This is a genomic window from Mesorhizobium kamtschaticum (genome assembly GCF_056174585.1).
The window spans coordinates 344,339-367,729 of the sequence record NZ_JBWBWI020000002.1; the positions used below are offsets into that span (position 1 = coordinate 344,339).

The 23,391-nt window shown below is 58.1% G+C and carries 17 protein-coding genes and 3 pseudogenes; all 20 read right to left on the reverse strand.

The annotated features are described in order from the left end of the window. Positions 1–12: 12 nt before the first annotated feature. Positions 13–1,053, reverse strand: a complete 1,041-nt coding sequence (locus tag AC0V7N_RS37365) for a DGQHR domain-containing protein (protein WP_496628436.1) — start codon at positions 1,051–1,053, stop codon at positions 13–15. Positions 1,054–1,117: 64 nt separating this feature from the next. After that, positions 1,118–1,669, reverse strand: coding sequence for a GIY-YIG nuclease family protein (locus AC0V7N_RS37370; protein ID WP_496628416.1), 552 nt, complete (start codon positions 1,667–1,669; stop codon positions 1,118–1,120). Positions 1,670–1,690: 21 nt separating this feature from the next. Further along, a pseudogene (tnpC, locus tag AC0V7N_RS37375) lies at positions 1,691–3,341 on the reverse strand (IS66 family transposase). A gap of 64 nt (positions 3,342–3,405) precedes the next feature. Beyond that, entirely contained in the window at positions 3,406–3,768 is a 363-nt protein-coding gene (tnpB, locus tag AC0V7N_RS37380) for an IS66 family insertion sequence element accessory protein TnpB (RefSeq protein WP_496628057.1), read from the reverse strand. Next, complete coding sequence (gene tnpA / locus AC0V7N_RS37385; RefSeq protein ID WP_496628058.1) at positions 3,756–4,181, reverse strand: IS66-like element accessory protein TnpA; 426 nt, start codon at positions 4,179–4,181, stop codon at positions 3,756–3,758. Before tnpA ends, tnpB begins: the two co-directional genes overlap by 13 nt. 223 nt (positions 4,182–4,404) lie before the next feature. Beyond that, complete coding sequence (locus AC0V7N_RS37390; protein ID WP_496628059.1) at positions 4,405–5,811, reverse strand: aminotransferase; 1,407 nt, start codon at positions 5,809–5,811, stop codon at positions 4,405–4,407. A 163-nt stretch (positions 5,812–5,974) separates the two neighbouring features. Next, on the reverse strand, positions 5,975–6,472 hold the full coding sequence (locus AC0V7N_RS37395) for an Lrp/AsnC ligand binding domain-containing protein (protein WP_496628060.1): 498 nt from the start codon (positions 6,470–6,472) through the stop codon (positions 5,975–5,977). A gap of 502 nt (positions 6,473–6,974) precedes the next feature. Next, entirely contained in the window at positions 6,975–8,519 is a 1,545-nt protein-coding gene (locus AC0V7N_RS37400; protein ID WP_496628061.1) for a FumA C-terminus/TtdB family hydratase beta subunit, read from the reverse strand. A 6-nt stretch (positions 8,520–8,525) separates the two neighbouring features. Then, complete coding sequence (locus AC0V7N_RS37405) at positions 8,526–9,959, reverse strand: aldehyde dehydrogenase family protein (RefSeq protein ID WP_496628062.1); 1,434 nt, start codon at positions 9,957–9,959, stop codon at positions 8,526–8,528. 199 nt (positions 9,960–10,158) lie between these two features. After that, entirely contained in the window at positions 10,159–11,085 is a 927-nt protein-coding gene (locus AC0V7N_RS37410; protein ID WP_496628437.1) for a LysR substrate-binding domain-containing protein, read from the reverse strand. Between the two features lie 126 nt (positions 11,086–11,211). Further along, complete coding sequence (locus tag AC0V7N_RS37415) at positions 11,212–12,114, reverse strand: aldolase/citrate lyase family protein (RefSeq protein WP_496628063.1); 903 nt, start codon at positions 12,112–12,114, stop codon at positions 11,212–11,214. A 115-nt stretch (positions 12,115–12,229) separates the two neighbouring features. Further along, complete coding sequence (locus tag AC0V7N_RS37420) at positions 12,230–13,381, reverse strand: CoA transferase (RefSeq protein ID WP_496628064.1); 1,152 nt, start codon at positions 13,379–13,381, stop codon at positions 12,230–12,232. A gap of 12 nt (positions 13,382–13,393) precedes the next feature. Continuing rightward, positions 13,394–14,646 (reverse strand): annotated as a pseudogene (locus tag AC0V7N_RS37425) (methylaspartate ammonia-lyase). 170 nt (positions 14,647–14,816) lie between these two features. Continuing rightward, positions 14,817–14,975 (reverse strand): annotated as a pseudogene (locus AC0V7N_RS37430) (ectoine/hydroxyectoine ABC transporter ATP-binding protein EhuA); the annotation flags it as partial. Positions 14,976–15,059: 84 nt separating this feature from the next. After that, positions 15,060–16,499: an amidase gene (locus AC0V7N_RS37435; protein WP_496628065.1), complete on the reverse strand. Its 1,440-nt coding sequence runs from the start codon at positions 16,497–16,499 to the stop codon at positions 15,060–15,062. 559 nt (positions 16,500–17,058) lie between these two features. Continuing rightward, entirely contained in the window at positions 17,059–18,837 is a 1,779-nt protein-coding gene (locus AC0V7N_RS37440; protein WP_496628066.1) for an ABC transporter permease subunit, read from the reverse strand. A gap of 20 nt (positions 18,838–18,857) precedes the next feature. Continuing rightward, positions 18,858–19,907, reverse strand: coding sequence for an ATP-binding cassette domain-containing protein (locus tag AC0V7N_RS37445; RefSeq protein ID WP_496628067.1), 1,050 nt, complete (start codon positions 19,905–19,907; stop codon positions 18,858–18,860). 196 nt (positions 19,908–20,103) lie between these two features. Continuing rightward, positions 20,104–21,210 (reverse strand): extracellular solute-binding protein, encoded by a 1,107-nt coding sequence (locus tag AC0V7N_RS37450; RefSeq protein ID WP_496628068.1) that lies wholly within the window; start codon positions 21,208–21,210, stop codon positions 20,104–20,106. 755 nt (positions 21,211–21,965) lie between these two features. Then, the gene (locus tag AC0V7N_RS37455) at positions 21,966–22,526 is read right to left on the reverse strand and encodes a hypothetical protein (RefSeq protein ID WP_496628451.1); all 561 of its coding nucleotides are present in this window, start codon (positions 22,524–22,526) and stop codon (positions 21,966–21,968) included. Further along, positions 22,430–22,960 (reverse strand): M14 family metallopeptidase, encoded by a 531-nt coding sequence (locus AC0V7N_RS37460; protein ID WP_496628069.1) that lies wholly within the window; start codon positions 22,958–22,960, stop codon positions 22,430–22,432. The genes AC0V7N_RS37455 and AC0V7N_RS37460 overlap by 97 nt, the downstream gene beginning before the upstream one ends. Between the last annotated feature and the right edge of the window lie 431 nt (positions 22,961–23,391).

Below are 23,391 nucleotides of genomic sequence, written 5' to 3' on the forward strand. Positions count from 1 at the left end.
ACCATAGACGCATCACAAGACGATATTGGGAGGTGCCTTGGCGCACCGCTTACCATACGGGGGTTGGGAAAGCGACATAGGCAGACGTCGCAACTGAGCGAAACTCTCGTCCAATGAGAGATTTCGACGCAATGCCGCCAATACTCGCGTCACGATCTTCAATCCGAGGGGTCTAAACAGGAGACGCGGCTCAGGCGGCTTTCTAGCGGCACGGACGATAGCTGGGGCAGGTTCTTGGAATACTTCCTTTAGTTTTGGTTCCAGATCGGCCAAACGTCCGTAGTATTCGATGACGAGGTTCCGATAGTAATCTATACGATCCTCCTCCAGCCGGATTCGAGCGGCTGTCCGTAGTTCGGATGCGTGCTCTAACGCCATGACCCGAGCTATTGCATTAGCGTTCGTGTCATAGAAATTTCCGATCGTAGTCCATTCGGGAGCGCCTGCTGGAATGCTGGTGGTGAATCGGTCGGCGGCGACCTGCCCGCGCGAAAACCAAGGATGCTCGTCGAGCAAGCTACGCGTGATGATTGCGGGCAGATCGACTTCGTCGAGAATGATGATGTCCCTGCGCTGCACCGGTATGGCTTTCTTGTTCAAAGAAATGAAGAGGCCGCGTGTCCGACGCAGGCCTAGCTGATCAGCTTTGTGGCCGACAAAAATTACGGAGACCTGCTCGCGTCCCAGCTTCGCATCGGTGGCGAGAGCCTGCTTGATGCCGGCAAGACGATGCTGTCCGTCAAGTGCGAAGAGTTTCTCCTTTCCACTGAGTTCAAGATAGCCGACCAAATCCTGGTCCTGCTCAATGACCTCACCTAGCTTATGTTCGTCGCGACGCGCTGACAGACCGAACGGATGCCAGTTAGGCGACCCGCCCATGACTCCAACGACAAGAGAACCGAAGAATCGGTCAGGCGTCTGAAGCAGATACTCCGCAATGTCTTGGGCTCTTTTGCTGTCGTCCAGGCGGCGCTGGATGACCTCACTCAATTGCGGATTGTTCTGCAGCTCGCGCGCATAGGTGACCCTTTCGCCTAGGTCGCTCAGACGCATCAGCGCCACGTAGTAGAGCCAACTACCGAAGCTCCCCTGCAGAGCTGGGAGAAAAGCGTCCCGGTCATTGCCAAGCACTCCGTTTGGCTCGCGTTTCGGCTTTGAAACCTAGATCGCTGTAGACCGGCATCAGGGCCTCCATTGCAGCAGTCTCCAACGCCATGATCTCGTCGTGTGTTCCTTGAAAGGCAGCGGCCGCGAAGTGCAGTTCACCTTCGAACACCTTGAGAAATTTTCGCACACGGACACGGCCGGTGTCATGGTCTTCTTCATTAATGTATTCGATGAACCGCTGACGTAAGGTTCGCTCGGTCTTTCCCACGTAAAGCGGATAGCCAACCGGTGGCAAAGAACTCGGCGGCAAACCCACGAAGAAACAATAGATCCCCGGCTGGTCGGGTACCTGGGCTAAATTGGCTTCGGTAAAGGGAATATAATTCCAAACCAGGGGATAATTTTGATCGAATTCCAGCCACCGGGCCGGATATGGGGCGCACTTTATCGTGCGCATTTCATCTGCGGCGAGATCGAGAAGAAATGTATGCGGCGTCTCCGCCCCATTGATTTTTTGGTTGCAACGGCCAGGTCGAGCGCTTGCAGATGGTCCTATGAGCACGTCGGGGAGTCCCGGACGAGCTCATTGTGAGGCGCTGATCCGTTGCAAATAGGCCAGGGCATGAGGGCGTCGATGTCTTTGGAGAGGTGGCCATTTGCGAGGCTGATGAAGAGATCGCGCAGGTAGGCGTATGGTTCGACGCGGTTCATCTTGCATGTGCCGATCAGGCTGGCGAAACGGGCCCAATTACGGCCGCCTTCATCATGGCCGGCAAAGAGAGCATTGCGGCGGTTCATGGCTGGACTTCTGATCGCGTTTTCGACGAGGTTGGAGTCGATGTCGACGCGGCCGTCGTCCAGGAACAGCCGGAAGCCGACCTGGCGTTTCAGCATATAGGCCATGGCCTCGCCGAGATCGGACTTGCGTGAGACGCGCGCGGCCTGGGCTGTCAGCCAGGTGAAGAACTCGTCCACCAGCGGGCGGGACAGGTTCTGGCGGACGCCCGGCGATGATCGGGGTCACAACCTCGGATGCTGTCCTCGATCTTGTAGAGGGCGGCGATGCGCAACAACGCCTCGTCGACGATGGGCGAACCCTTCTTTGGCTGGGACTTGATCAGTTTTCTGCGGCCATGTGCCCAGCAGAAGGCCAGCCTCAACGGATCGCCGCCCGTGCGTTTTGGCGTGGCGAGGTGGGAGTAGCCGCCATAGGCATCGTCCTGGATCGTGCCGTTGAAGCCGTCGAGGATTTCTGCGGCATATTCACCTTTACGCCCAGGCCGATAATGGAACACCACGCCCGGCGGCGCAGATCCGTTCCAGCCGCGGTCGTCGCGCAGAATAGCCCAGAGATAGCCAGTTTTCGTCTTGCCGCGTCCGGGATCCAACACCGGAGCCGTGGTCTCGTCGACATATAGTCGTGAGCTACCCTGTTTCAGGACCATGGCCATGTGGTCTACCACCGGCGCGATCACAGCGCCCGTCCGACCCAGCCAGTCGGCCAGGACGGTGCGGTCGATCGGCACTCCGTGTCGGGCCATGACCGCGGCCTGCCGGTTCAGCGGCATGTGTTCGGAATGCTTGGACACGGCGATCTGCGCCAAGAGGGCTTCGGTCGGCCAGCTACCTTCCAGCAAATGCGCCGGCGCCCTGGCCTGAACCACTCCCGTGCGCCCCTTGGGGCAAGCGTATTTCGGGCGGATCGCGACGATCACCTGATAGCGCGCCGGGATATGATCGAGCCGCTCCGTCCGGTCTTCGCCAATCCGGACCATGTTGCCGCAACCACAGGGGCAGGCAATGCTATCAGGCTCGATCACCTGTTCGACGCGCGGCAGGCTCTGGGGCAGCGCGCGCGCCTTGCGTTGCCTGCGTGAAGCAGTCTTTTCGCAATTGGCTGTGCTGGCCGCGATCTTTTCCTCGACGAAGGCGATCTGGGCCTGTGTTTCGGCAATTGCCGTCTCCAGGTCCTCCAGCGCCAGTTCCATTTGCGTCGGATCGAGCTTTTCCGATTTCGGCCCGAACTTCGTGCGGCGATAGTCCTGAACCTGGCTCTCCAGCTTCTCGATCAGTTCCTTCAGCTCGGTGATGAAGGCGTCCTTTTCAGCCACCACCGCCTGCTCATGCTGACGGGCCGCACGCTCAACCGACAGCTCGAACTGCACGGCCGCAAAGGCGTTCACCACCTCTGCAGGCAGGTCCGGGAACTGGCTGAGATCAATGGGCGCAGACATGCGCCTTCGTAGCAAATCGAAGCAAAAAAGCCCAATAAAACAACGCCAAAACCGAACCGGTGAGTCAACCTGCCGCAGCGGGCGGCGCTACCCGCTGCGCTACCACACGTCGCCAGTCGAGACCTTCGAACAAAGCTTCATACTGACCCCGCGACAGCCGCATCGTTCCATCCTGCACTTTGGGCCACGCAAAACCACCCTGTTCCAGGATTTTGTAGGTCAGCACCATTCCGGTGCCATCCCACACCAGGATTTTTACACGATCCCCGCGCTTCGACCGGAAGATCACCGTCACCCCGGAATGCGGATCAAGCTTCAACTCGGTCTGCACCATCAAGGCAAGCGCCTGATGGCCACAGCGGAAGTCCACCGGGCGCGTCGCGATCAGGATCGGTAATCGTTGACCCGCGACGATCATGCCGTCCATCGCATCGCGCGCACCAAGGCCGCAACCCGGTCAACCGGCACATCACCGGGAACCCGTATCACCAGGCCTGCGCCTATTTCTACCGTCACCATCGGCGAACTATCGGTAGCCGTCTTCGGCTCCGTCGTAATCGCCAGTGGCACAAAGGCGGGTTCGAATAGGCCGCTATTCTCGCAAGGCACGGCCGGCATCAGTTCCGCAGGCAGCGCCAAAAGACCCTGACGCGCCTGCCGTCGCCAGTCCGAAAGCTGATGCGCAATGAGATCATGACGACGCGCAACATCAACAACCCGCGCACCGGGTTGAAGGCTCTCCGCGACAATCCGCGCCTTCAGATCATTGGGCCATCGTCGGTTTCCACGACGAGCCTCGACAACTTCGCATCGCCCAACAAATCCCTCGCCATCCGCCATGCCAAATCTCCAGCTCCTGCCGAAAACCTTCTGGCAGAAACCTCAATGTTCAGAAACAAGCGGAATCAATGGGCTGTAGACGGCGCATACGAAGAAATGGGTCCAAGGGGCGAATCCGGTGCGGCTCTAATGTGGCGGCAGTCTGCGTTGTGAAGCTCGGCTGTCGCCAGAATTTTGTTGGGCCGGCGGCAATCCTACCGGTATCCACCGACTTCCGTGGGGATCAAATCGCGCCCTCGGCCTGCAGCGCGCGGTAGGTCGTGTCGACTGATTTCGCGGTTGCATCGACGATGATGTCGATCTCTTTTCGGGTAATGATCAGAGGTGGGGCGTAGCCGAGGATATCGCCGTGCGGCATAGCCCGGCCGATCACGCCATTCTCAAACAGGGCAGCGGCGACGCGCACGCCGACCTGAAGTCCGGGCTCGAATGGTACCCGTTCTTTAGGACTCCGCATCAGCTCTACGGCGGATAGGATGCCTACGCCGCGAACCTCGCCAACAATGGGATGTCCCTCCAGTTCGGCTTTCATGCGGGCATGCCAGTACGGTCCGACATCCCGAACATGTTCCAAGATGTTTCTTTCCTTTATCAATTTAATATTGGCAAGCGCGGCCGCCGCGCAAAGCGTGTGACCGGAATATGTCCAGCCATGGCCGAGTGGGCCGTGCTTCTCCGTTCCTTCTTCCAAGACCGACCAGACGCGGTCCCCGATGATAGAGCCGGAAATGGGCAGGTAGGCTGAACTCAAGCCCTTGGCGATCGTGACGAAATCCGGCCGCATGCCATAGAGGTGGGAACCGAATTTCTCACCGGTTCGCGCGAAGCCGCAGACCACTTCATCGGCGACTAAAAGGATATCGTACTTGTCGAGCACCGCTTGAATGGCGGTCCAGTATCCCTTTGGGGGCGGAACGATGCCGCCGGTCCCAAGTACCGGCTCTCCGATGAAAGCTGCGACAGTCTCCGGGCCTTCAGCGAGGATAAGGGCTTCAAGATCATCGGCACAGCGCTTGGAGAATGCCTCCTCACTTTCGCCGTCATGCGCTTGGCGATAGTAATGTGGCGTCGTCGTATGGCGCACCAAATCCAGAGGCAGGTCGAAGAAATTGTGAAAGAAGGGAAGACCTGTCAGGCTACCGGTGACCAGCCCGGACCCGTGATATCCGCGATGCCGCGAGATGATCTTCTTCTTTTCGGGGCGGCCGAGGATGTTGTTGTAGTACCAGACCAGCTTGATATTGGTTTCGTTGGCGTCGGAGCCGGAAAGGCCGAAATAGACCCTTCGCATGTTCTGACCGAAATATTCGACGACCGCCTCCGCCAACAGAGCAACCGGCTCCGTGCCCTGGCTGGCATAAACATGCGCGAACGGCAACTCATGTGCTTGCCTGGCAATGGCGTCGGCTATCTCGGTGCAGCCATACCCCATATTGACGCAATAGAGCCCGCCAAAACCGTCGAGGCTTTTTCGACCTTCCGTATCCCAGATGTAGACGCCTTCCCCTCCGGCCATGATCCGATTTGGCGTCTCGCCGCGGCTGTGCTTGGCTAAGTGCGTAGACGGATGAAAGACGAAGTTTCGATCTTTCTCCTGGAGTTGCTCGGTTCCCAGATTGCTCAAGCCCATCGTTCCTCTCCTCGCGATCAGTCGGCGGAGGACACTCAGCCAGCCGCCTCTTAGCAATTAGTATACCGGCAAACACCTCTCGGGTTTCGCGGGAATGCACGTCTTTGGCCAACGAATTCGCGGAATCGGCACCAATCGCCGTGGAAACCAAGGCTTCGGGGATTTACCGTTGCCTTAGAGCGGACAAGGGGATTGGTGAATTGGATTTCACTGGTTTGGTCACGACAAGGCTATAGTATTGGTCGATCCCCAAGCCTGCCTGCAGCAATCCCTCCATGAAATCCTGATACGCAGCCATGGAAGGAGAAGAAACGCGCATCAGATAGTCGATCCGCCCCCCGATAGCCCAGCAGTCCAGGATTTCCGGAATCTCTTGGATCGCAGTCTCGAAGTGTCGTTGATCCTCGAGACGATGGCGATCCAGAACCACCTCCACCATGATAGAGATGATGCCACCGATGAGGGCTGGACTGAGTCGCGCGTAGAACCCCTCAATGATCCCTGCGGCTTGGAGCACACGGAGCCGCTCCGAACAGGCCGACGCCGAAAGGTGAACACGCTTTGCGAGCTCGCTTTTCGAAATCCGACCATCCGACTGGATCTCTGAGAGAATCCGGACGTCCCAAGCGTCTAGTCGCACAGGATCGGGTTTCGACTTCATGACCTTTTGCTCTCAAGCGGTGGTCGACAGCGCAATTAGTGCCAACCAATTCTATCATTGATTGAAGTGAGCGAATGTAGTGGACGTCATCCGTCCTCGGCCTACAACGCTTCAGTGCGAGGTTGTCTAAAGTCAGGTGACTGAGAGGGATCCAAGCAGAAAGGCTGTAGAACAGTTGGGCTATTGCCCCTCCCTAACCGCGCGATGACGCATTTGCAGAGGGGTGATCGCCTGTCGGCGGCGACCTCGTCGTAAATAGGTAGCGCATTTTTGGTATCTCCGGTGCTTGACCTGATTGGCCCCCTCGACAGCACCGGAGCATCGATCGTATGGGCGGCAGGTCGATGCGGTGTTTACATCCGAGCATTTGGCATCGAGAGCGACTTGAAGGCCTTTCTTATCTGGCTCGCCGAGGAGCTGAACCACAAAAAATACCGCTTATGTTACCGATGCGGCCCAAATCCGGCGCGGGAGTCTGGCCGGATCGCGCAGCCGGGAAGGTTCAAACGCCGATGCTGCGGGCGATGCTGTCGGCCGCCATGCGCTTACGCCACTCAAGAGGTCCGGAATTGTGAATGGAGTTTCCCTCAACATCGACAGCCATGATGACCGGCATGTCCTGCACCTCGAATTCATAGATGGCTTCCATGCCCAGGTCTTCAAAGGCAACGATCCGCGCCGCCTTGATCGATTTTGAAATCAGGTACGCAGCGCCCCCCACTGCGATGAGATAGGGCGCCTTGTGTCTGACAATCGACTCGATGGTCGCCGGTCCCCTCTCCGCCTTACCGATCATCGCGAAAAGTCCGGTTTCGACGAGGATCCTGTCAGTAAAACCGTCCATCCGGCTGGCGGTTGTCGGGCCAGCCGGCCCGACCACCTCATCCCTCACTGCGCGGACGGGTCCGACGTAGTAGATCACGCGTCCCCGCAGATCGACCGGGAGCGGCTTGCCGGCATCGATCAGGTCGACCATTCGCTGGTGGGCGGCGTCACGACCCGTCAACATCTTTCCGGACAAAAGAAGGGTATCCCCGCAGCGCCATGATGCCGTCTCTTCCTTTGTGAGCGTATTGAGATTGACCCGCCGGAAGCCGGTTGTGTGCAAATCCTCATGACCGATCTGGGGCCATTCGGAAAGGTCGGGCGGCTCAAGCCTGATGGGTCCGTAGCCGTCCAAGGTAAACTTCAGGTGCCGGTTGGCAGCGCATTGCGGAATGAGCGCCACGGGTTTGGACGCCGCATGGGTAGGATAGGTCGCAACCTTGACGTCAACGACTGTCGTCAGGCCGCCTAGGCCCTGAGCGCCGATGCCTAGGGCATTAATTCGTTCATAAAGCTCGACCCGCAGTGCCTCCTCCGCGCAGGACGGCCCCCTGGCGATCAACTCCGACATGTTGATAGGCTCGTTCATGGCCTCCTTGGCAAGCAGCATTGCCTTTTCGGCACTACCACCGATGCCGACGGAGATCAGGCCGGGCGGGCACCATCCGCTGCCAAGCGTCGAAACGGTCTCGACCACCCAGTCGGCAACGGACGCGCTGGGGTTGAGGGTGGTGAAACGCGCCTTGTTTTCCGATCCACCCCCCTTTGCGGCGATGGTGATCTCAATCTGGTTGCCTTGCACAAGGTCGAGGTGGATGACCGCTGGCGTGTTGTCACGCGTGTTCACCCGCCTGGCAAGCGGATCCGAGACGATCGATGGTCGAAGGGGATTGTGAGGGTCTAGATATGCTTGGCGGACGCCCTCATTCACGAGGTCGGCGAAACTGGCCGTTGATTTGATGCGGACGCCCATGCCGACCTTTGCAAAGACCACCACAAGACCGGTGTCCTGGCAGATCGGGCGCCGTCCGAAGGCCGCCATGCGGGAGTTCAGCAGAATCTGCCCGATGGCGTTCTTAGCCGCCGGACTCTGTTCGCGCGCGTAGGCCTGCGAAAGGTACCGGATGTAGTCGAGGGGATGGTAGTACGAGATGTACTGAAGGGCGTCGGCGACGCTCTTTGTAATATCCTTGCCGGCAATGGTCCGTGTTTTTTTGTTCACGAAATCTTATCCGAATGACCCAAGCCCATTGACCAGTTTCAGGCTTTGGAAGCTCCGCAATCCCTGCTCGCCCCCTTCGTATCCATAGCCGCTCTGTTTGACGCCCCCATATGGTGCATCTGCGGAAACCCCTTTCAGGTAATTTACACTGATCGCGCCTGCCGAAAGACCGCCGATCAGCGCCCGTTTCGCATCGGTGGCACCGGTGAAGAAGTAGGCAGCCAGGCCATACTCAGTGGCGTTGGCTTCTTCGATCGCCTCCTCGATCGTGTCGAACGGCGCCACGGTGAGGATCGGCCCGAACGGCTCGTCATGAAGCACTTTCGCATCCTTTGGCACCCCTGTCAGGATGGTCGGTGGCCAGTAAAAGCCCGGCTGGTCGAGGCGGGTGCCGCCGGTTTCGACGCGCGCGCCGCGATCGACAGCATCCTGGATCAGACGCTGCATGGCCTCGATTCGCCGCACGTTTGCCATTGGGCCCATCTCCGTCGCCGGGTCGTCCGGTGGGCCGATCTTGATCTTGCGGGCGACTTCAGTCATCCGGGACAGGAATTCCCCATAGCGAGGCCGCGCGACGAGGATTCTGCTGGGCGCATTGCAGCTTTGGCCCGCGCACTCGAACTTGTATTCTGTGATTGCCGGTATAGCTTTTGCCAGATCGGCATCCTCGCATACAACTACCGGAGAGTGCCCACCGAGTTCAAGAATGCACCGCTGCAAGTTATTCGCGGCGAGCTTGGCGAGCTGTTTTCCAACCTCGGTAGAGCCCGTGAAAGTTAGGACCTTGACGATCGGCGAGCTAAGGAGATGCCGGGATATTTGCACCGGAACGCCAAAGATGAGATTGACCACGCCGTCCGGAATACCCGCTTGTCGCAAGGCTTCTACGAAATGGACAGCCGCGCTTGGTGTCTCTTCAGCCCCTTTGAGGATCACCGGGCAGCCCGCCGCCAAAGCTGGGGCGAGCTTGCGGGCGATGAGAACGGCGGGATAGTTCCAAGGCGTAAAGGCAGCAACGACGCCAAGGGGCTCGGGGACGATCATCCGGTTCGGGCCCATCGGAATAGGGGCCGACAGCTCTTCGGCGTGCGTGCCGTTCCACTCCAGTGTTTCGACAGCGCGCGCGTACTCACCTGTCGCTTCGGCAATCGTCTTTCCCTGTTCGGTCGACAAATCCTTCGCTGCGTCTCCCACCTTCGTGGCAAGGATCCTGGCGGCCGCCACGAGGATCTCGCCGCGCTCTTTTGCAGGCCGTGAGGACCAAGCCCGGCGGCTTCGCTCTGCGGAAGCGACAGCCTCATCCAGATCCGATGCTGAAGCCGCGGCCACCGAGCCAAATACCTTCTCTGTCGCCGGGTTGGTCACCGGCAGAGTAATTCCGTCACTACCGGCTCGCCACCTGCCATTGATGAAAAGCTGATAGCTCGTGGCGTTGGGCATCGCATGCTCCACTTGAGTGAATTCCTGCCAGTGCGAGACCAGCCGATATCCGGACCATGGGCTCGCTTCTCTGCAGTTTCATCGCGATAGCCGCATGCGGTCAAATATCGAATGTCGCCCAAAACCATCTCGAATCCAGATTGATACGGCTCAGACACCCGCGAAAGAGCGGTAGCACTCAAACTGATTTGGGATGTGCCTAAGGCCGGTCCGGAGCGGTGGCTGACCAGTGCTTGCTCTCGATCAATGTCTTCACGACCTTGGGGATCAGCTTGCGGACCGCAGAGACGGCTGGAGAGCGGTCGTCTTTCGGGTTGACGGCAAGGACAACGGAACGGGTGATCACCGGATCAATGATCTTAACCGTCCGGACTTGGCCTTGAGATGCCTCTTTCTGAATGGCCGACGGGGTAAGGATGGAATACGCCTTTCCTTCCATGACCATATTGATGATCGTAGAAAGGGAGTCGACTTCGAATCTGACGTCCAGCACACAACCGTGTTGCGCAACGACATCGGCCACCGAACGCCTGACATTGTTGTTGCGCATTGGAACCGCCAGCGGGAACGCGTGCAGGTCGGCGAGCCGTATCGAATCTTCGAAAGGCGGTTCACCCGGCGGCGCCACCAGGCAAAACTCTTCGCGCGCCAGCACCGTCATTTGTCCCACGCTCTCGGCAGTGCGGTAAAGGACAGCCAGATTGAAGCGGCCAGCAGCCATCCACTCCTCCAGCGGTCCGGTCATCCCCTCGATCATCTTAAGCGAGATCCTCGGCAATTCGCTTCTTACCGATTCAAGCAGGGGACCGCTAAGGACGCGAGCGGCTCCGGACGGAATGCCAATGGTCACCTCTCCGGAAGGAGCAGCCACCGAGTTGGTCAGTTCCGCCTCAGTGAGCTGAATTTCCTTCAGAATGATCCGCGCGCGCTCAAGCAGCTTGTCTCCGGACGCCGTGACGCTGACACCGGTCCTGTCGCGTACCAGCAGCTGGGTGCCGAATCCTTCCTCGAGTTGACGCACATGCAGGCTTAGAGCGCTTTGAGCAACGTTGAGGGTCGCAGCTGCCTTCGTGAAACTGCCGGCTTCGACGACGCCGACAAAGTATCTTAACTGCCTGATGTCCACGATGAACAAATCCAACCGGGGCATGATCCCCAGTGCCTTCTTATCTATCTCGAAACGAGATGGCGGGCAAGCCACAAAACTGTCGGATTGGTTTCAGAACCGCCTGTCCGGCCGCTGATTATAGGCTCAGTTGTTGCTGGAGAGAGCCACGATCTCGTGGGCGCGCCGCACCACTGGCGGATCGATCATCTTGCCATTCAACGAGAATGCGGACAGTCCACGTGTGGCGGCATCATTTTCCGCCGCGACGACACTATGGGCCCACTCGACTTCCTGTGCGCTTGGCGAGAAAGCCTCATTGAATATGGCCACCTGTGTCGGATGGATCGCCAAAGCTCCGGCAAAGCCAAGCCGCCGCGCATGCGCCGCGGCTTCACGAAGTTTATGAGTGTCGGAGAACTCGCCGATGCTGCCTATGAAGCCTAATGGGAGCAAGCCGGCCGCACGGGCGGCAAAAAGAACAGAAAGGTTCGGCGTCAGCAGAAGGTCGAATTCCGGGGCGCCGCCAACAGCGGCACTGAAGTCTTCAGGACCGAGCGCCATTGCGACCATCCTTGGATGCGCCGACGCAATGGCCGCTAGCCTTTGCAAGGCGCCCGGGGTCTCGATCTGGGCAAGGAACCGGATGCGTCCCTGAGCAAGATTTCTTTCTCGTTCAAGTTCCGAAACCGCATTCGCGATCTCTGACACCCACTCTGCCGAATCCGTCTTCGGAAGAACAAGCGCGTCAACACCCGCCATCACGGCTGCATCGAGATCCGCCGCCAAGGCGCGCAAACCACGATTCACGCGGACCAAAACCGATGCGCCTTTCCGGCCCACCCTTGCCACGCATTCTGGAAGCTGCCGCCGTGCCTCGCCCTTTTGATCCTGAGGAACGGAATCCTCGAGGTCGAGAATGACGCCGTCCGCCCCGCGCTCATGGGCAGCCTCCACAAAGCGCGGAACGTGAGCGGGCACGAAGAGCAGGGATCTCCAGCGGGGTACGGACATCGCGCTTTCAACTGCCGGAAAGGTGTCCTTGATCATGGAGTCCCCTCTGCGATCGATCGTGGCGAGGACGGGCCGATGCGCTGAGATGACACGACATATCCACGCTCGCAGTACATCGCGAGCGCACTCACCTTACCGACAAGACGCGTGCTCACCCTGACGCAGCTCTTTCGCGCAAAAGCCCCAGAACCTCCTTGCGGACAGCCTCGGTATGAGCGCCAAGTGCCGGCACTGGGCGTAGCGAGGGGCGCTCCGAGTTGAAAATCGCCGCCGGCGCTATCGCCTCGACGGTTCCTTCGGGTGTGCCAACCTCGACCCTGCGAATGTGGGGATGCTTTGAAACATCCACCACTTCGTTAAGTCGGCCATATGCCAAGCCGGCCGCCTCAAGCTCCTGCATTGCTTCGTGGCAAGATAGTTGAGAAAACCGTCGTTCAACGATCTCATCAAGTTGCGCACGGTGACCGAGGCGCTCCATGTTGTCGGCAAAACCAAGTGCGCGTGTGAGCTCGGGCTGCCTAAGGAATTTCTCGCAGAAATTCACCCATTCGCGGTCATTCTGAACCGAAAAGATGACTTCCTTGCCGTCGGCGCAACGATAGGCGCCATACGGCGCCAGCGATGGGTGTTTCACGCCGGCGCGTACCGTGTGATACCCGCTGTAGTCGTTTTGCAGAACCGGCACGTTCATCCAGTCGGCGACGGCATCGAACAGTGACACCTGGATGCCTGTCCCTTCGCCGGTGACCTCGCGGTGATACAGCGCCTGAAGAATGGCGCTATGCGCTGTCATGCCCGCCGAGATGTCGCAAACCGAGACACCTACACGCGCCGGCCCTTGTTGGTTGCCGGTGATCGCGCATAGACCTGTTTCGGCCTGAACGATGAGATCATAAGCCTTCAAGTGGGAATACGGCCCTTTCTCCCCAAAACCAGAAATGTCGCAGGTGATCAGGCGCGGATATCGTCGACGGAGATCCGCACATCCGAAACCCAGTTTTTCGATGCTGCCCGGCTTCAGATTCTGGATAAAGACGTCCGCACCGGCAACGAGCGTGTCCAGGACGGCCCGATCGGCCTCCAACGTCAGGTCCAGACAGACCGACTCCTTACCCCGGTTGAGCCAGACGAAGTAAGCGCTCTGTCCGCGCACCAGCTTGTCGTAGTTTCGCGCAAAGTCCCCTTCGGGCCTTTCGACCTTGATCACCCGGGCGCCGGCATCCGCAAGACGAGACGACGCGTAGGGCGCTGCGACGGCCTGTTCTACCGCCACAACCGTGATGTCCTTGAGACTGTTCTTCATCAGGAGCGCTTCCTACGCGGCGTTCAGATTCTGTGCCCGACGTCGATCAAGCATGGCGAGCAACCGATTTTGTTCATTGCCGACAATGGAAAGGCCTTCGTCGACGCCCATGCCTGGTTTCGCGAGCATCATGTCCGCCCGCGTGGCCACCGAAATGTGAACCGTCGCCCGCGCCGAGAGATCCGTCTCGCTGCAGCTGCCTCCCACATAGGCGCCTACGTCGTTTTCTTTGCAGAGAAGCACCGCTCGGGCGCTGTCGGCGATCGAGCCCACGTCCGGCGTCTTGATCTGCACGAGATGGGTCGCCTTCGCCTCCGCAAACAGACGCACATCCTCAAGCGTGTTGCAGCGTTCATCGACAACGATGCGCGCACGCGACGCCCGGGCGTCCAGGATGCTGACGATCCGCGCGTAGTTATCGACCTGTGCCGGCGTAGACCCGAAGTCGGCTGGAGATTCGATATTCACCGTGAACTCCGGAACCACATCAGCCACCTTGCTGATGAAGTCGGCGATGCGCTGAACGTCGAGACCGATCTCCATCCCGATCCAGCCGTATACATCGAAATGCAGCACCGGATGGTATCCTGGTTGGCCGATTTGCTTGACGCGTTGCGCCACCCATTTGACGAAATCCAGAAAGGTTTCCCCTCCGACGCCGAATTTGCTGCGCGAATTTATGAGGCCGTGGGGGAGCGCATCCGCCCCCTTCAAGATCATTTTATCGACGTTGATTTCGCGCGCATCGCCGCTTTGGGCGTAGATCGGCACCCTTCGGTTGGGAAGCGGCAGGCCAAGTTCGGCACATACGACCTCGGCCATGGTCCTGCGCGCAGCGTGGGCGGCGGCTCTGAGAAGGGCCTGGCTCACCCCGTATTCGATTGAGAGGGGCAGCCGCTCGCCCTTTGCAAAAACGAAAACCTCGCTGCAGGCATCCAGAAACCGCGAAGAATCAACATCGAGCAGCCGGGGAACAACGACTTTTGATGCGATCGCGATGATCGATGCGGTTTCGAACAAAGGGTCGCGTCCGCCGGCGCCGGAGTACTGGACCCCCATCATATCGCCCAGACGACCGCATCATCTTCAAGTATCAGGCCAATGCTGACAGAGGCCGCGGGAATGCGGATGGAGCGGAAGCCCGGCAACAGCGGCTCCCCGACGTAGATGAAACCGTCCTGTCGGGCTCCTGCCCTGATGGCCGCTTGATCATCGTAGAAAAAGGCACCGTTGCCGGGCGTTAAAAGAACGTCTTTGATTCGCACGTTTTTGCCGCCGAGATTGGCCAGCTCATCCGTGGCTGGCGAGGTCAACGAATTGCGTCACGGAAAGTATGCAACATCTGCAATTGAAGCCGCCAATATAATGCCCCGATCATAGCCATCACTTTTTAAGATGGCCTGGGCGAAATCGTCGACCTGCTGGCTTTGAAGGCCTACACCGCTTCCTTGACGGCTGAAAGAAACTGGCGGGTGCGGTCGCTCTTCGGATCACCAAACAATTCGCTTGGGGGCGCCTGTTCTTCAATTCTACCCCTGTAGAGAAATCAGACCCGGTCTGAAATATCGCGCGCAAATCCCATTTGATGCGTGACCCATCAGCATGTCCTGGAAGCCGAGGGCGATCTTTGGGTGAGCCTGATCGTCAGGGTATGCAAAGGGCAGAACATTGGCGAATCCTATTCTGATTGATGGCCCTGCCTTGACACGATCGGTTTGTGGACCGGCATCGGCCGTCCACGTACCCCGATCGCATGTGCCGCCGCAAGGACGGTAGTATCAGAATAACGCGCACCGACCAATTGTAGCCCAACGGGGAGCCCTTGATCATCCAGCCCCGATGGAATGGACGCAGCCGGTTGCTGTGTCAGGTTGAAGGGATAGGTGAAGGGCGTCCAGCCCACCCACCCCGTGTAACTATCATCTGGCTCATTTCGCCCGACTGGGAACGGGGCGATAGGCATTGTCGGTGTGACCAGGAGGTCATAATCTTCGTGGAACTTCGCCATGAGAGCGGAAAGTTCGAACCGCATCGCCTCCGCTTCCTGAAATTCGGTAAGCGTAATCGTCAGACCGCGTTCGGCACCTTCCAGAAAGCCGGGATCTAAAAGTTGTCTTTGCTTTTTGTTCATTCGCGACAGAATACGGGCGGCGCCGGCGAACCAAAATGTCTCAAATATCTTGACCGGATTTGCGAATCCCGGATTGACTTCGACCACCTCCGCTCCAAGAGCCCGAAGTTGGTCGACCGCAATATCGGTGACTCTTTCGATGTCGTGAGCCACCTTCACATACCCAAGGTCTCGACTGTACCCGATGCGCAGACCCTTGAGGGTTTTTGCTGAATTGATCTCAAGGCCGGGATAGGCGGGTCCAGCGTAGCCGTCGCGAGCATCCTTTCGTGCGATGACATTCATCATCAGGATCGCATCCGCGGCCGTGCGGGTCATCGGCCCCAAATGAGACAGCGTGGTCATAGCGCTAGCGGGCCATTGCGGAACGATGCCGAAGGTCGGCTTGAAGCCGAAGGTTCCTGTGAAGCTCGCTGGTATCCGGATTGATCCCCCACCGTCGCTACCTTGGTGAAGAAAGCCGAGGTTGAGGGCCGCCGCAACTGCTGCGCCGCCAGAGGAGCCGCCTGGCGTCAGTACAGGATTCCAAGGGTTGCGGGTGATGCCGTAGAGGGGGCTGTCTGTAACACCTTTCCAGCCAAACTCCGGAGTGGTTGTCTTGCCAAGGATAACGGCACCGGCCTCGCGAATGCGCGCTGTAACGGGCGCGTCGTCTGTCCAGGGTCCCTCGGCGCTGCTCGTCAGTGATCCACGCCTTGTCGGCCAGTCCCGCGTCAAGGTTAGATCTTTGATGGTGACCGGAATGCCATCGAGATCTCCGGCTGGCTCCCCCTTCATCCAGCGCCCCTCCGAAGTCCGGGCAGCAGACCTAGCCCGCTGGTGATCGACGAGGCAAAATGCGTTTAGCATCGGGTTGTTTGCGTCGATCCGGCTGAGACAGTCATCGACGACTTCAACGGGCGAGAGCTGCCGCCTTCGGTATAGCTTCAGGCATTCGCATGCCGTCAGACCCTCAAGAGATGTTGGCACGGATGAACGACTCTTCATTTTACAAGGTCCGCTATATTCAGTTCTTCCGGCATAAAGTGCGAGCTATTGTTGATTGCGGTCTTCCCGACCTTGTTGTGCTGCATTGACGTCCCCTATTGCATCTATATTTGGCCAAGCGGCAGCTCGCATCAAATTCAGTTTGTGTATCATGGTCATCTTGCAACGATACGGCCGGAAGCCGTGAGTGCCGTGGCCCGCTTCATGGCCACCCTGATACGAATGGCCCGCATTTTCCAGTTATGTACATCAAGTTCAGCAACTTGGTTGGCGCTAATGCGGCCGCGACCGGTAAAGCAAGAAATTGGAGCAGTTCAGCGATCAAGCATCTTAAAGTATCGCCGTTCTTGCCGCTGTCCTAAAGAGGGATTCGGCCATTGGGGACTTGTGATTTCTATTTCTGAAGTCCGATCAACCGAGAAGTATGTGACATCAGCTTGCAGCTCCCGGACGCGTATCGTTAGGTCAGCCGACCTCAGTTTATGGTGCGGCGCGAACAATGCAGAACGAGTTGAGCCCGATCACGTCACAAGGTTGGCCGGATCCTTACCGCATGACCTCAGATTTGGGCCTCTGGAAGCACGCGGTGACTCGTTTGCCTCGATCGCCACCACGTGACGTATAAGGCTACCAACCAGAGCACAGGGAGAAGGGTCAATAGCGACGCCACTGCGGCGACTGTCGGGTCGATCTGGTTCCGTATATTTTCCCACATCTTCAGCGGCAGGGTGTACATTGAGAATCCGCCGACAAATGAGGTGACGACGACCTCGTCAAAGGAGTGAATGAAGGCGAACACCGCGCCGCCGATGATGCCCGGCCGTATCAAGGGCAGAGTCACCCTCATGAAGGTCTGCAGCGGCCCAGCCCGCATGCTCATTGCTGCCTGCTCTAGCGTACGGTCAAAATTTGCCAGTGTCGCCGACACTATCACGACGACATAGCCTATGGCGCCGATGCTGTGTGCCAGGACGATACCTGTCTTCGAGCCTATCAGTCCGAGATTGGCCAGCCCGAAGTAGGTCGCTACGCCCACAACGATAACTGGAATGGTAATCGGCGTCAGGATCGCCATGGTCAGAGAGCTGCGCAGCTGCGGGCGGGCGCGGCTGATGCCGTAGGCCGCGAGCGTGCCGACAACGGTCGAGAGGATGGCGACTGCAACGCCGATCTGAATGCTGGTCCAGGCAGCGCCGTACCAGGACGGATCGTCGAAGAAAGAACGGTACCACCGCAGCGAAAGGCCCGAGGGTGGAAATTCCAGAACCGACCCGGCGCTGAACGACATGATGATCACGACGGCTTCGGGAAACAGCAGGTAGAACATGACCACAACGACGAACACCGGTCCAACGATCTTCGACCATTGGCTGTCGCCCCGGGCTTGATAGAGCTGGACCGTCCATCGCTTCGCACGTGAGGAAACGGGAAGTTCGCGGAGATAGCTTTTCATTGTGCCGAATGAAGGCAGCCGGCTTGGCCGAGACTTCCGCACTGCTTGTACCGCGCGCCCCTGGGTACCCGAAAGATCGAGCCCAAGCATGGAGAGCACGACCACGGCGATCGCCAGGAGAATGAAGGACGAGGCTGCAATGGGTGCCATATCAAAGCCGGTCGAGACCTGCGACGCGATGAAGGTCGACAGCATGGCATCTCGCAAGCCGCCGACGGCGGCCGGCGTGATGTAGAAGCCGAGGCAGATCACAAAGACCAACAGGGAGCCACTGCGCACGCCCGGCAAGCTGAGCGGAAAGAACACGCGCCAGAACGCAGTGAACGGCCCCGCGCCCATGCTGCGCGCTGCGGCCATCAGGGACCTGTCAATACCCATCATGACACTGACCAGAGGCAGGATCATCATAGGCAGCATAATGTGCACCATGGCGATATAGACGGCCATACGGTTGTAGATGAGCGGCAGCGGGCTCGAGATCAGACCGAGTTCGAGCAAAAGATTGTTGATCAGGCCGCCATCGCCAAGAATTATGATCCAGGCATACGTGCGCGCCAATCCGCTGGTGAGATAGGGGATAACGACGAGCACGATGAGCGCCATGCGCAAACGCTTGGAGGCAGTCACGATCAGATAGGCCGCGGGATAGCCGATGATGAGGCAAATCGCTGTGGCGACCAAGCTGATCTCGATCGTCTGGTAGAGCACGCGGACATTCGCCGACCGGCCGAAAAATGCACGATAGTTGACCATCGAAAAGTCCGGCGCATTGAGGCTAGTCAGGAAGAGCTGAACGATCGGTATACCGAAAACGACGAGCAGGATGGCGAGTGCCGGAACGGTGAGTGCAATGGGCATTCGGCCGAATTTCTGAAGCATTTGCATTCGCCCATCTCCCGGGGGATTCACGCCGCTACGAAGCGAACGTCGGACCGCAGCCAATCAAGCCGCACTGTGTCGCCGGGTTGGAAGATCTGCTGCCCCGAGGCGGCATGTTCGCGCGCGACGAGCACGTTGCTCCCGACGCGCACATGGTATTTCCGCAACGGTCCGGCATAGATCATATCGTCGACAGTGCCGGTAACGGACTGGCACTGGCTCGCATCGGCCCTCTTCGGCGCCGCCGGCGCGGAGGCGCGGATACGCTCTGGCCTGATCATGGGCACGGTGCCGGACGGCTGCGCCGCATCGGATTCCACATCACAATCGAGATTTTCGAGAATGTTGGCCTCACCGAGAAAATTCGCTACAAAGCGGGATGCCGGCCGATCGTAAAGGGCTTCCGGCGAATCGGTCTGTTCAATCCGCCCGGCACGCATGACAACGATGCGATCTGACAGTGTAAGCGCCTCCTCCTGGTCGTGCGTCACGCATATGGTGGTGATGTTGAACTCTTTGTGAAGGTTCTTCATTTCGATCTGCATCTGCTCGCGAAGGTTGCGGTCGAGGGCGCCGAGAGGCTCGTCGAGCAGGAGGAACGGCGGATCAGCGATGAGCGCACGGGCAAGCGCCACGCGCTGCTGTTGGCCGCCGCTCAGTTGCGACGGCATGCGACCGCCGAAGTCCTTGAGATGCACACGCTCGAGGATGCGATCGACCCGCTTTGCCCTGTCGGCCGTCTTGACGCCCCGCATTTCGAGCGGGAATTCCAGATTCCGACGTACCGTGAGGTGCGGAAACAGCGCATAGCTTTGGAACACAATGCCTTGGTCGCGCCGATAGGATGGGACAGCGGCCACAGAATTTCCGGCGATCAGAATGTCGCCCTTACTGGCCGCTACGAACCCGGCAAGCAGCATGAGCGCCGTGGTCTTGCCCGAACCGCTCGGACCGAGAATGGTCAAGAACTCGCCGCGACGAACTGTCAGTGACAGGTCCTGTACGGCGGCGACCTGCCCGTACATCTTGGTAACGTTTCGAAATTCAATCTGAGCGGGAATTGAGTTCTGCTCCAATGCGTTATCCTCGATGGATGGGACGGACGCAGCGACATCGCGATGGCGGCTGCCAAGATCGAGATCGACGGATCGTCCGAAATGGAATCCTGAAAAACAAGGACGTCCGACATGGTCGGCTCCTTCAGAATATCATAGGTCGGCAAGGCGGCAAATTAGAGATTACCCCCTCGCCGACCAACTCACAGATCTGGATCTATCGCAGAACCCACTCGTTCCAGCGCTGCGCGAGCCTTTGCGTATTCGACAGGCCATCCGAGCCGACCTCGGCGTACCACCGACCGTTTATGGGGATGCTTTTCGCTACGTAGTCCGGATGTGTAGGCAGCTTGCGGGCTACATCCTCTGGTATGAACTTAAAGGCGTTACGGTTGCTGGGACCTTCGGGGTAGAGTTTGCAGAAGGCCGCCTGGCGTTCACCCCGGGTGGCGAATTCAACGAACTTTTGAGCGTTTTGCGTATTGGGCCCCCCTTTCGGGATTACCCAATAGTCCCACGTTAGCTTGGCCTGACTGCGGTTGATTTCGATCGGCGAACCCTTATCAATCAACGAGATTGCCCGTCCGTCATAAGAATTCATGATATCGCCAGTTCCACCACTCATCAATTGCTGAATCTCGGACCCATTCGTCCACCACTTCCGGATATGCGGCTTTATCTTGTCCAGGCTGGCGAAAATCCGGTCAATATCCATCGGATAAAGTCTATCGAGATCGACGCCGTCCGCCATCAGCGCCTCTTCCCAGGGTCCTTCGGATCCAAACTGACCCGACACGAGGAAGCGAGTACCGGGAAACTTTGCGACGTCCCAGAACGCGGCCCAGTTGGTCGGTCGCGGCTCGTCAGCAGGGAACTTCTTTGTATTATAGACCATATTATAAGAATAGACAAGCGAGGCGACGCCGAACGTATCCCTGGCGAAATCATAGAACCCGTCAAGCTCTTCCTTCTTATAGATCGAGTAGTCGATCTTCTCGAGATACCCTTTATCACTTGCGGGAAACACGGCGCCCGGATTAAGTGGACTTGCGTCGATCGTGACGTTGTTTGCTTTCATCATCAGCTCAAGCTTCGCGAAATCGAGGTCTTGGGTGATTGGAGTTACGTTGATACCAGTCTCTGCTGCGAACGGTTTCACATACGCTTCGATTTGTGCCTTTCCGACTTCGCCGCCGTTGACCAAGACTCGCAGTTCTCCAGAGGATTGCGCCACAGCTCGGGTAGTGACAGAAGATAGCGCGCCTACAGCGATAGCGGACGACGTCGCCTGGATAAAACGTCTGCGGTTTAGACGATGCTTCATTGCTTCCTCCCAGTTGATCCTTTGGTCACGAGAGCCCCCGGATTCTGCGATACGACGAGGTTACTTCCCGACACGTGCCAAGAGGCGGAATCCGTCAGCATTAAAGGAAAATTGCGGAGAAACGCCGACCGGACAGCTCTGTAACTTCGTCGAACATCCATCGCCCGGCGCCTTCCGTCAAATGCTGATTGTATATCGGAGGCATCTAGAACCAATATGTCCTTCAACGTCCCTGATACGTCCGGAGCCGCCGTTCGTCAGCCTCGTGCATAAGCCAATCAGCGGCGATGTCATAGGGTATGGATGCGGTCTGTTGATTAACCGTGCAGACGACAGAGACGTAGGAGGCGAGGTTAAGGACCTTGCATCGCTGTTGGGTAGCACTCCGCCTGCGACGCTGCCCCGCACTTGATCCTCAGTGGGACAGCGGCTTGGAACAAAGGCGCGGGCACACACTCTTGAGCGCAATTGTACTACATCATTGCCCAAGACGCGTCGAGCATGGGCCCGCGTAGGCAACTGGCGAACACTTGCCGACGTCATTTTGCGAACGGGTCCGCATGGCCTGCAACAAATTTCGTGAAAACGATGCTCGTGAGCAATGCGTGAGAAGATACTGCTGCCGAACTAGCCTAGCAACACCGCTGTCGCGCCGATAGGCTCACTCGACCACTCTCATGATCATAGCCATCACTTGCCTGCCCACCGAAACGGCGTCCTGTTCAGCCTGGTAACATCGACACTCAAATCAACTTTCAGCGTTTGAGAGGTCTCGCTATGATAGCCACCTCTTCATTAACGCTGACATGCGCACCCGATTTGATAGTGCAGACAATTGCTGTTGAAGGCGCGCGGATATCGATGGACTGGGCCGACACTGAATCCATCGGATGCAACTTCCCGATTATGTCTCCCTGCTCCACTTTTTGCAGCACCGAGCATCGAGGTTCGAAGATGCCCGTGTCTGGTGATGTTACCTTGTCGGACAATAACGTTTCAAGTGTTTGACTAAGCTTCTGCTGACGGTAGGTCGGAATTTCTTCTGTTCCCTCGATCAGGCCAAGCGTGATTAAACCGTTGCGCACGCCAGTCTCATAGATTTTCAGATCCTCGAATCCAACGGTGCCACCACCAAATTCAGTACAAATGAATACCTTGCCCTGGCTATGCACCCAACTATCGAACATGCCAGCAGTCTCATTATGTTCCCAAAGCAATGTTACCGGCAATTTGAAGGACTCTCCCAGACGGAGTGTCTTGGCCATGAGATCGGCATCAGCAATAGGATGCGTAATGACCGCAGGCGCAGAATCCACGTTGGTCCCATGCTATGCAGATCAAATATGGTATCGGCCTCTGGCACCAGCATTCGACAAACCGCATCTGCAATACGTTCGCTTACCGAGCCGTCGGCGCGTCCCGGAAACATTCGATTGAGGTTTGAGCCGTCGACCGGTGTGTTTCGGCTCCATGCGCGCATGGCCGGCGGATTTAGCACCGGTACGATGACAATTCTCCCGCAAGTTTGGACTTCGGGCAGCCACTCCATAAGCCGCCGAGCGACTATTGGCCCCTCCAATTCATTGCCGTGATTTCCTCCAGTGATTAGAAGGCGTGGTCCCTCGCCTCTATTGATGCTGAAGACCGGTATCGAAAGAGCTCCGCAGTCGGCACCTTTGGGAACAACGAGATGCCCCGTGATCAAGCCAGGCGCGTCGATATTAAACGTTAGGTGCGGTGCTTCGCTCATTGTTCGGCTTTCTTCGAAATCACTTTTGCCAGACTTTTTCGCTGCATCCTGCAATCAGGAGTGGAGCGACCCGGGACTATCTTCCGTCGCGGATACTGAGGTCAAATTCAGTTTGCTGATCGTCGACATCTCGTTTTGATATAGACACGGAACCGGCATGGCTGCTTCGTCTGCTTTGGCTCGAAGTATGGCTCCGGAACGACGCGAAGGCCGGCTGAAGCCGAAAGTTCTCGTCACGCCCGCCACCTATCGCCCGGCTCCGCTACCTTGATGAAGAAGCTAAGATTGAGGACCGCTGCTGCTGCAGCACCGCCAGACAGCCGCCAGCCGTCAGGTATTCCATGGACTGCAGAGAGGGCTGTTGTTCGTTTCCAACCAAATTCCGCAGTGGCTATCTTGCCGAGGATAACGGCACCGGCCTCTCGAACGCG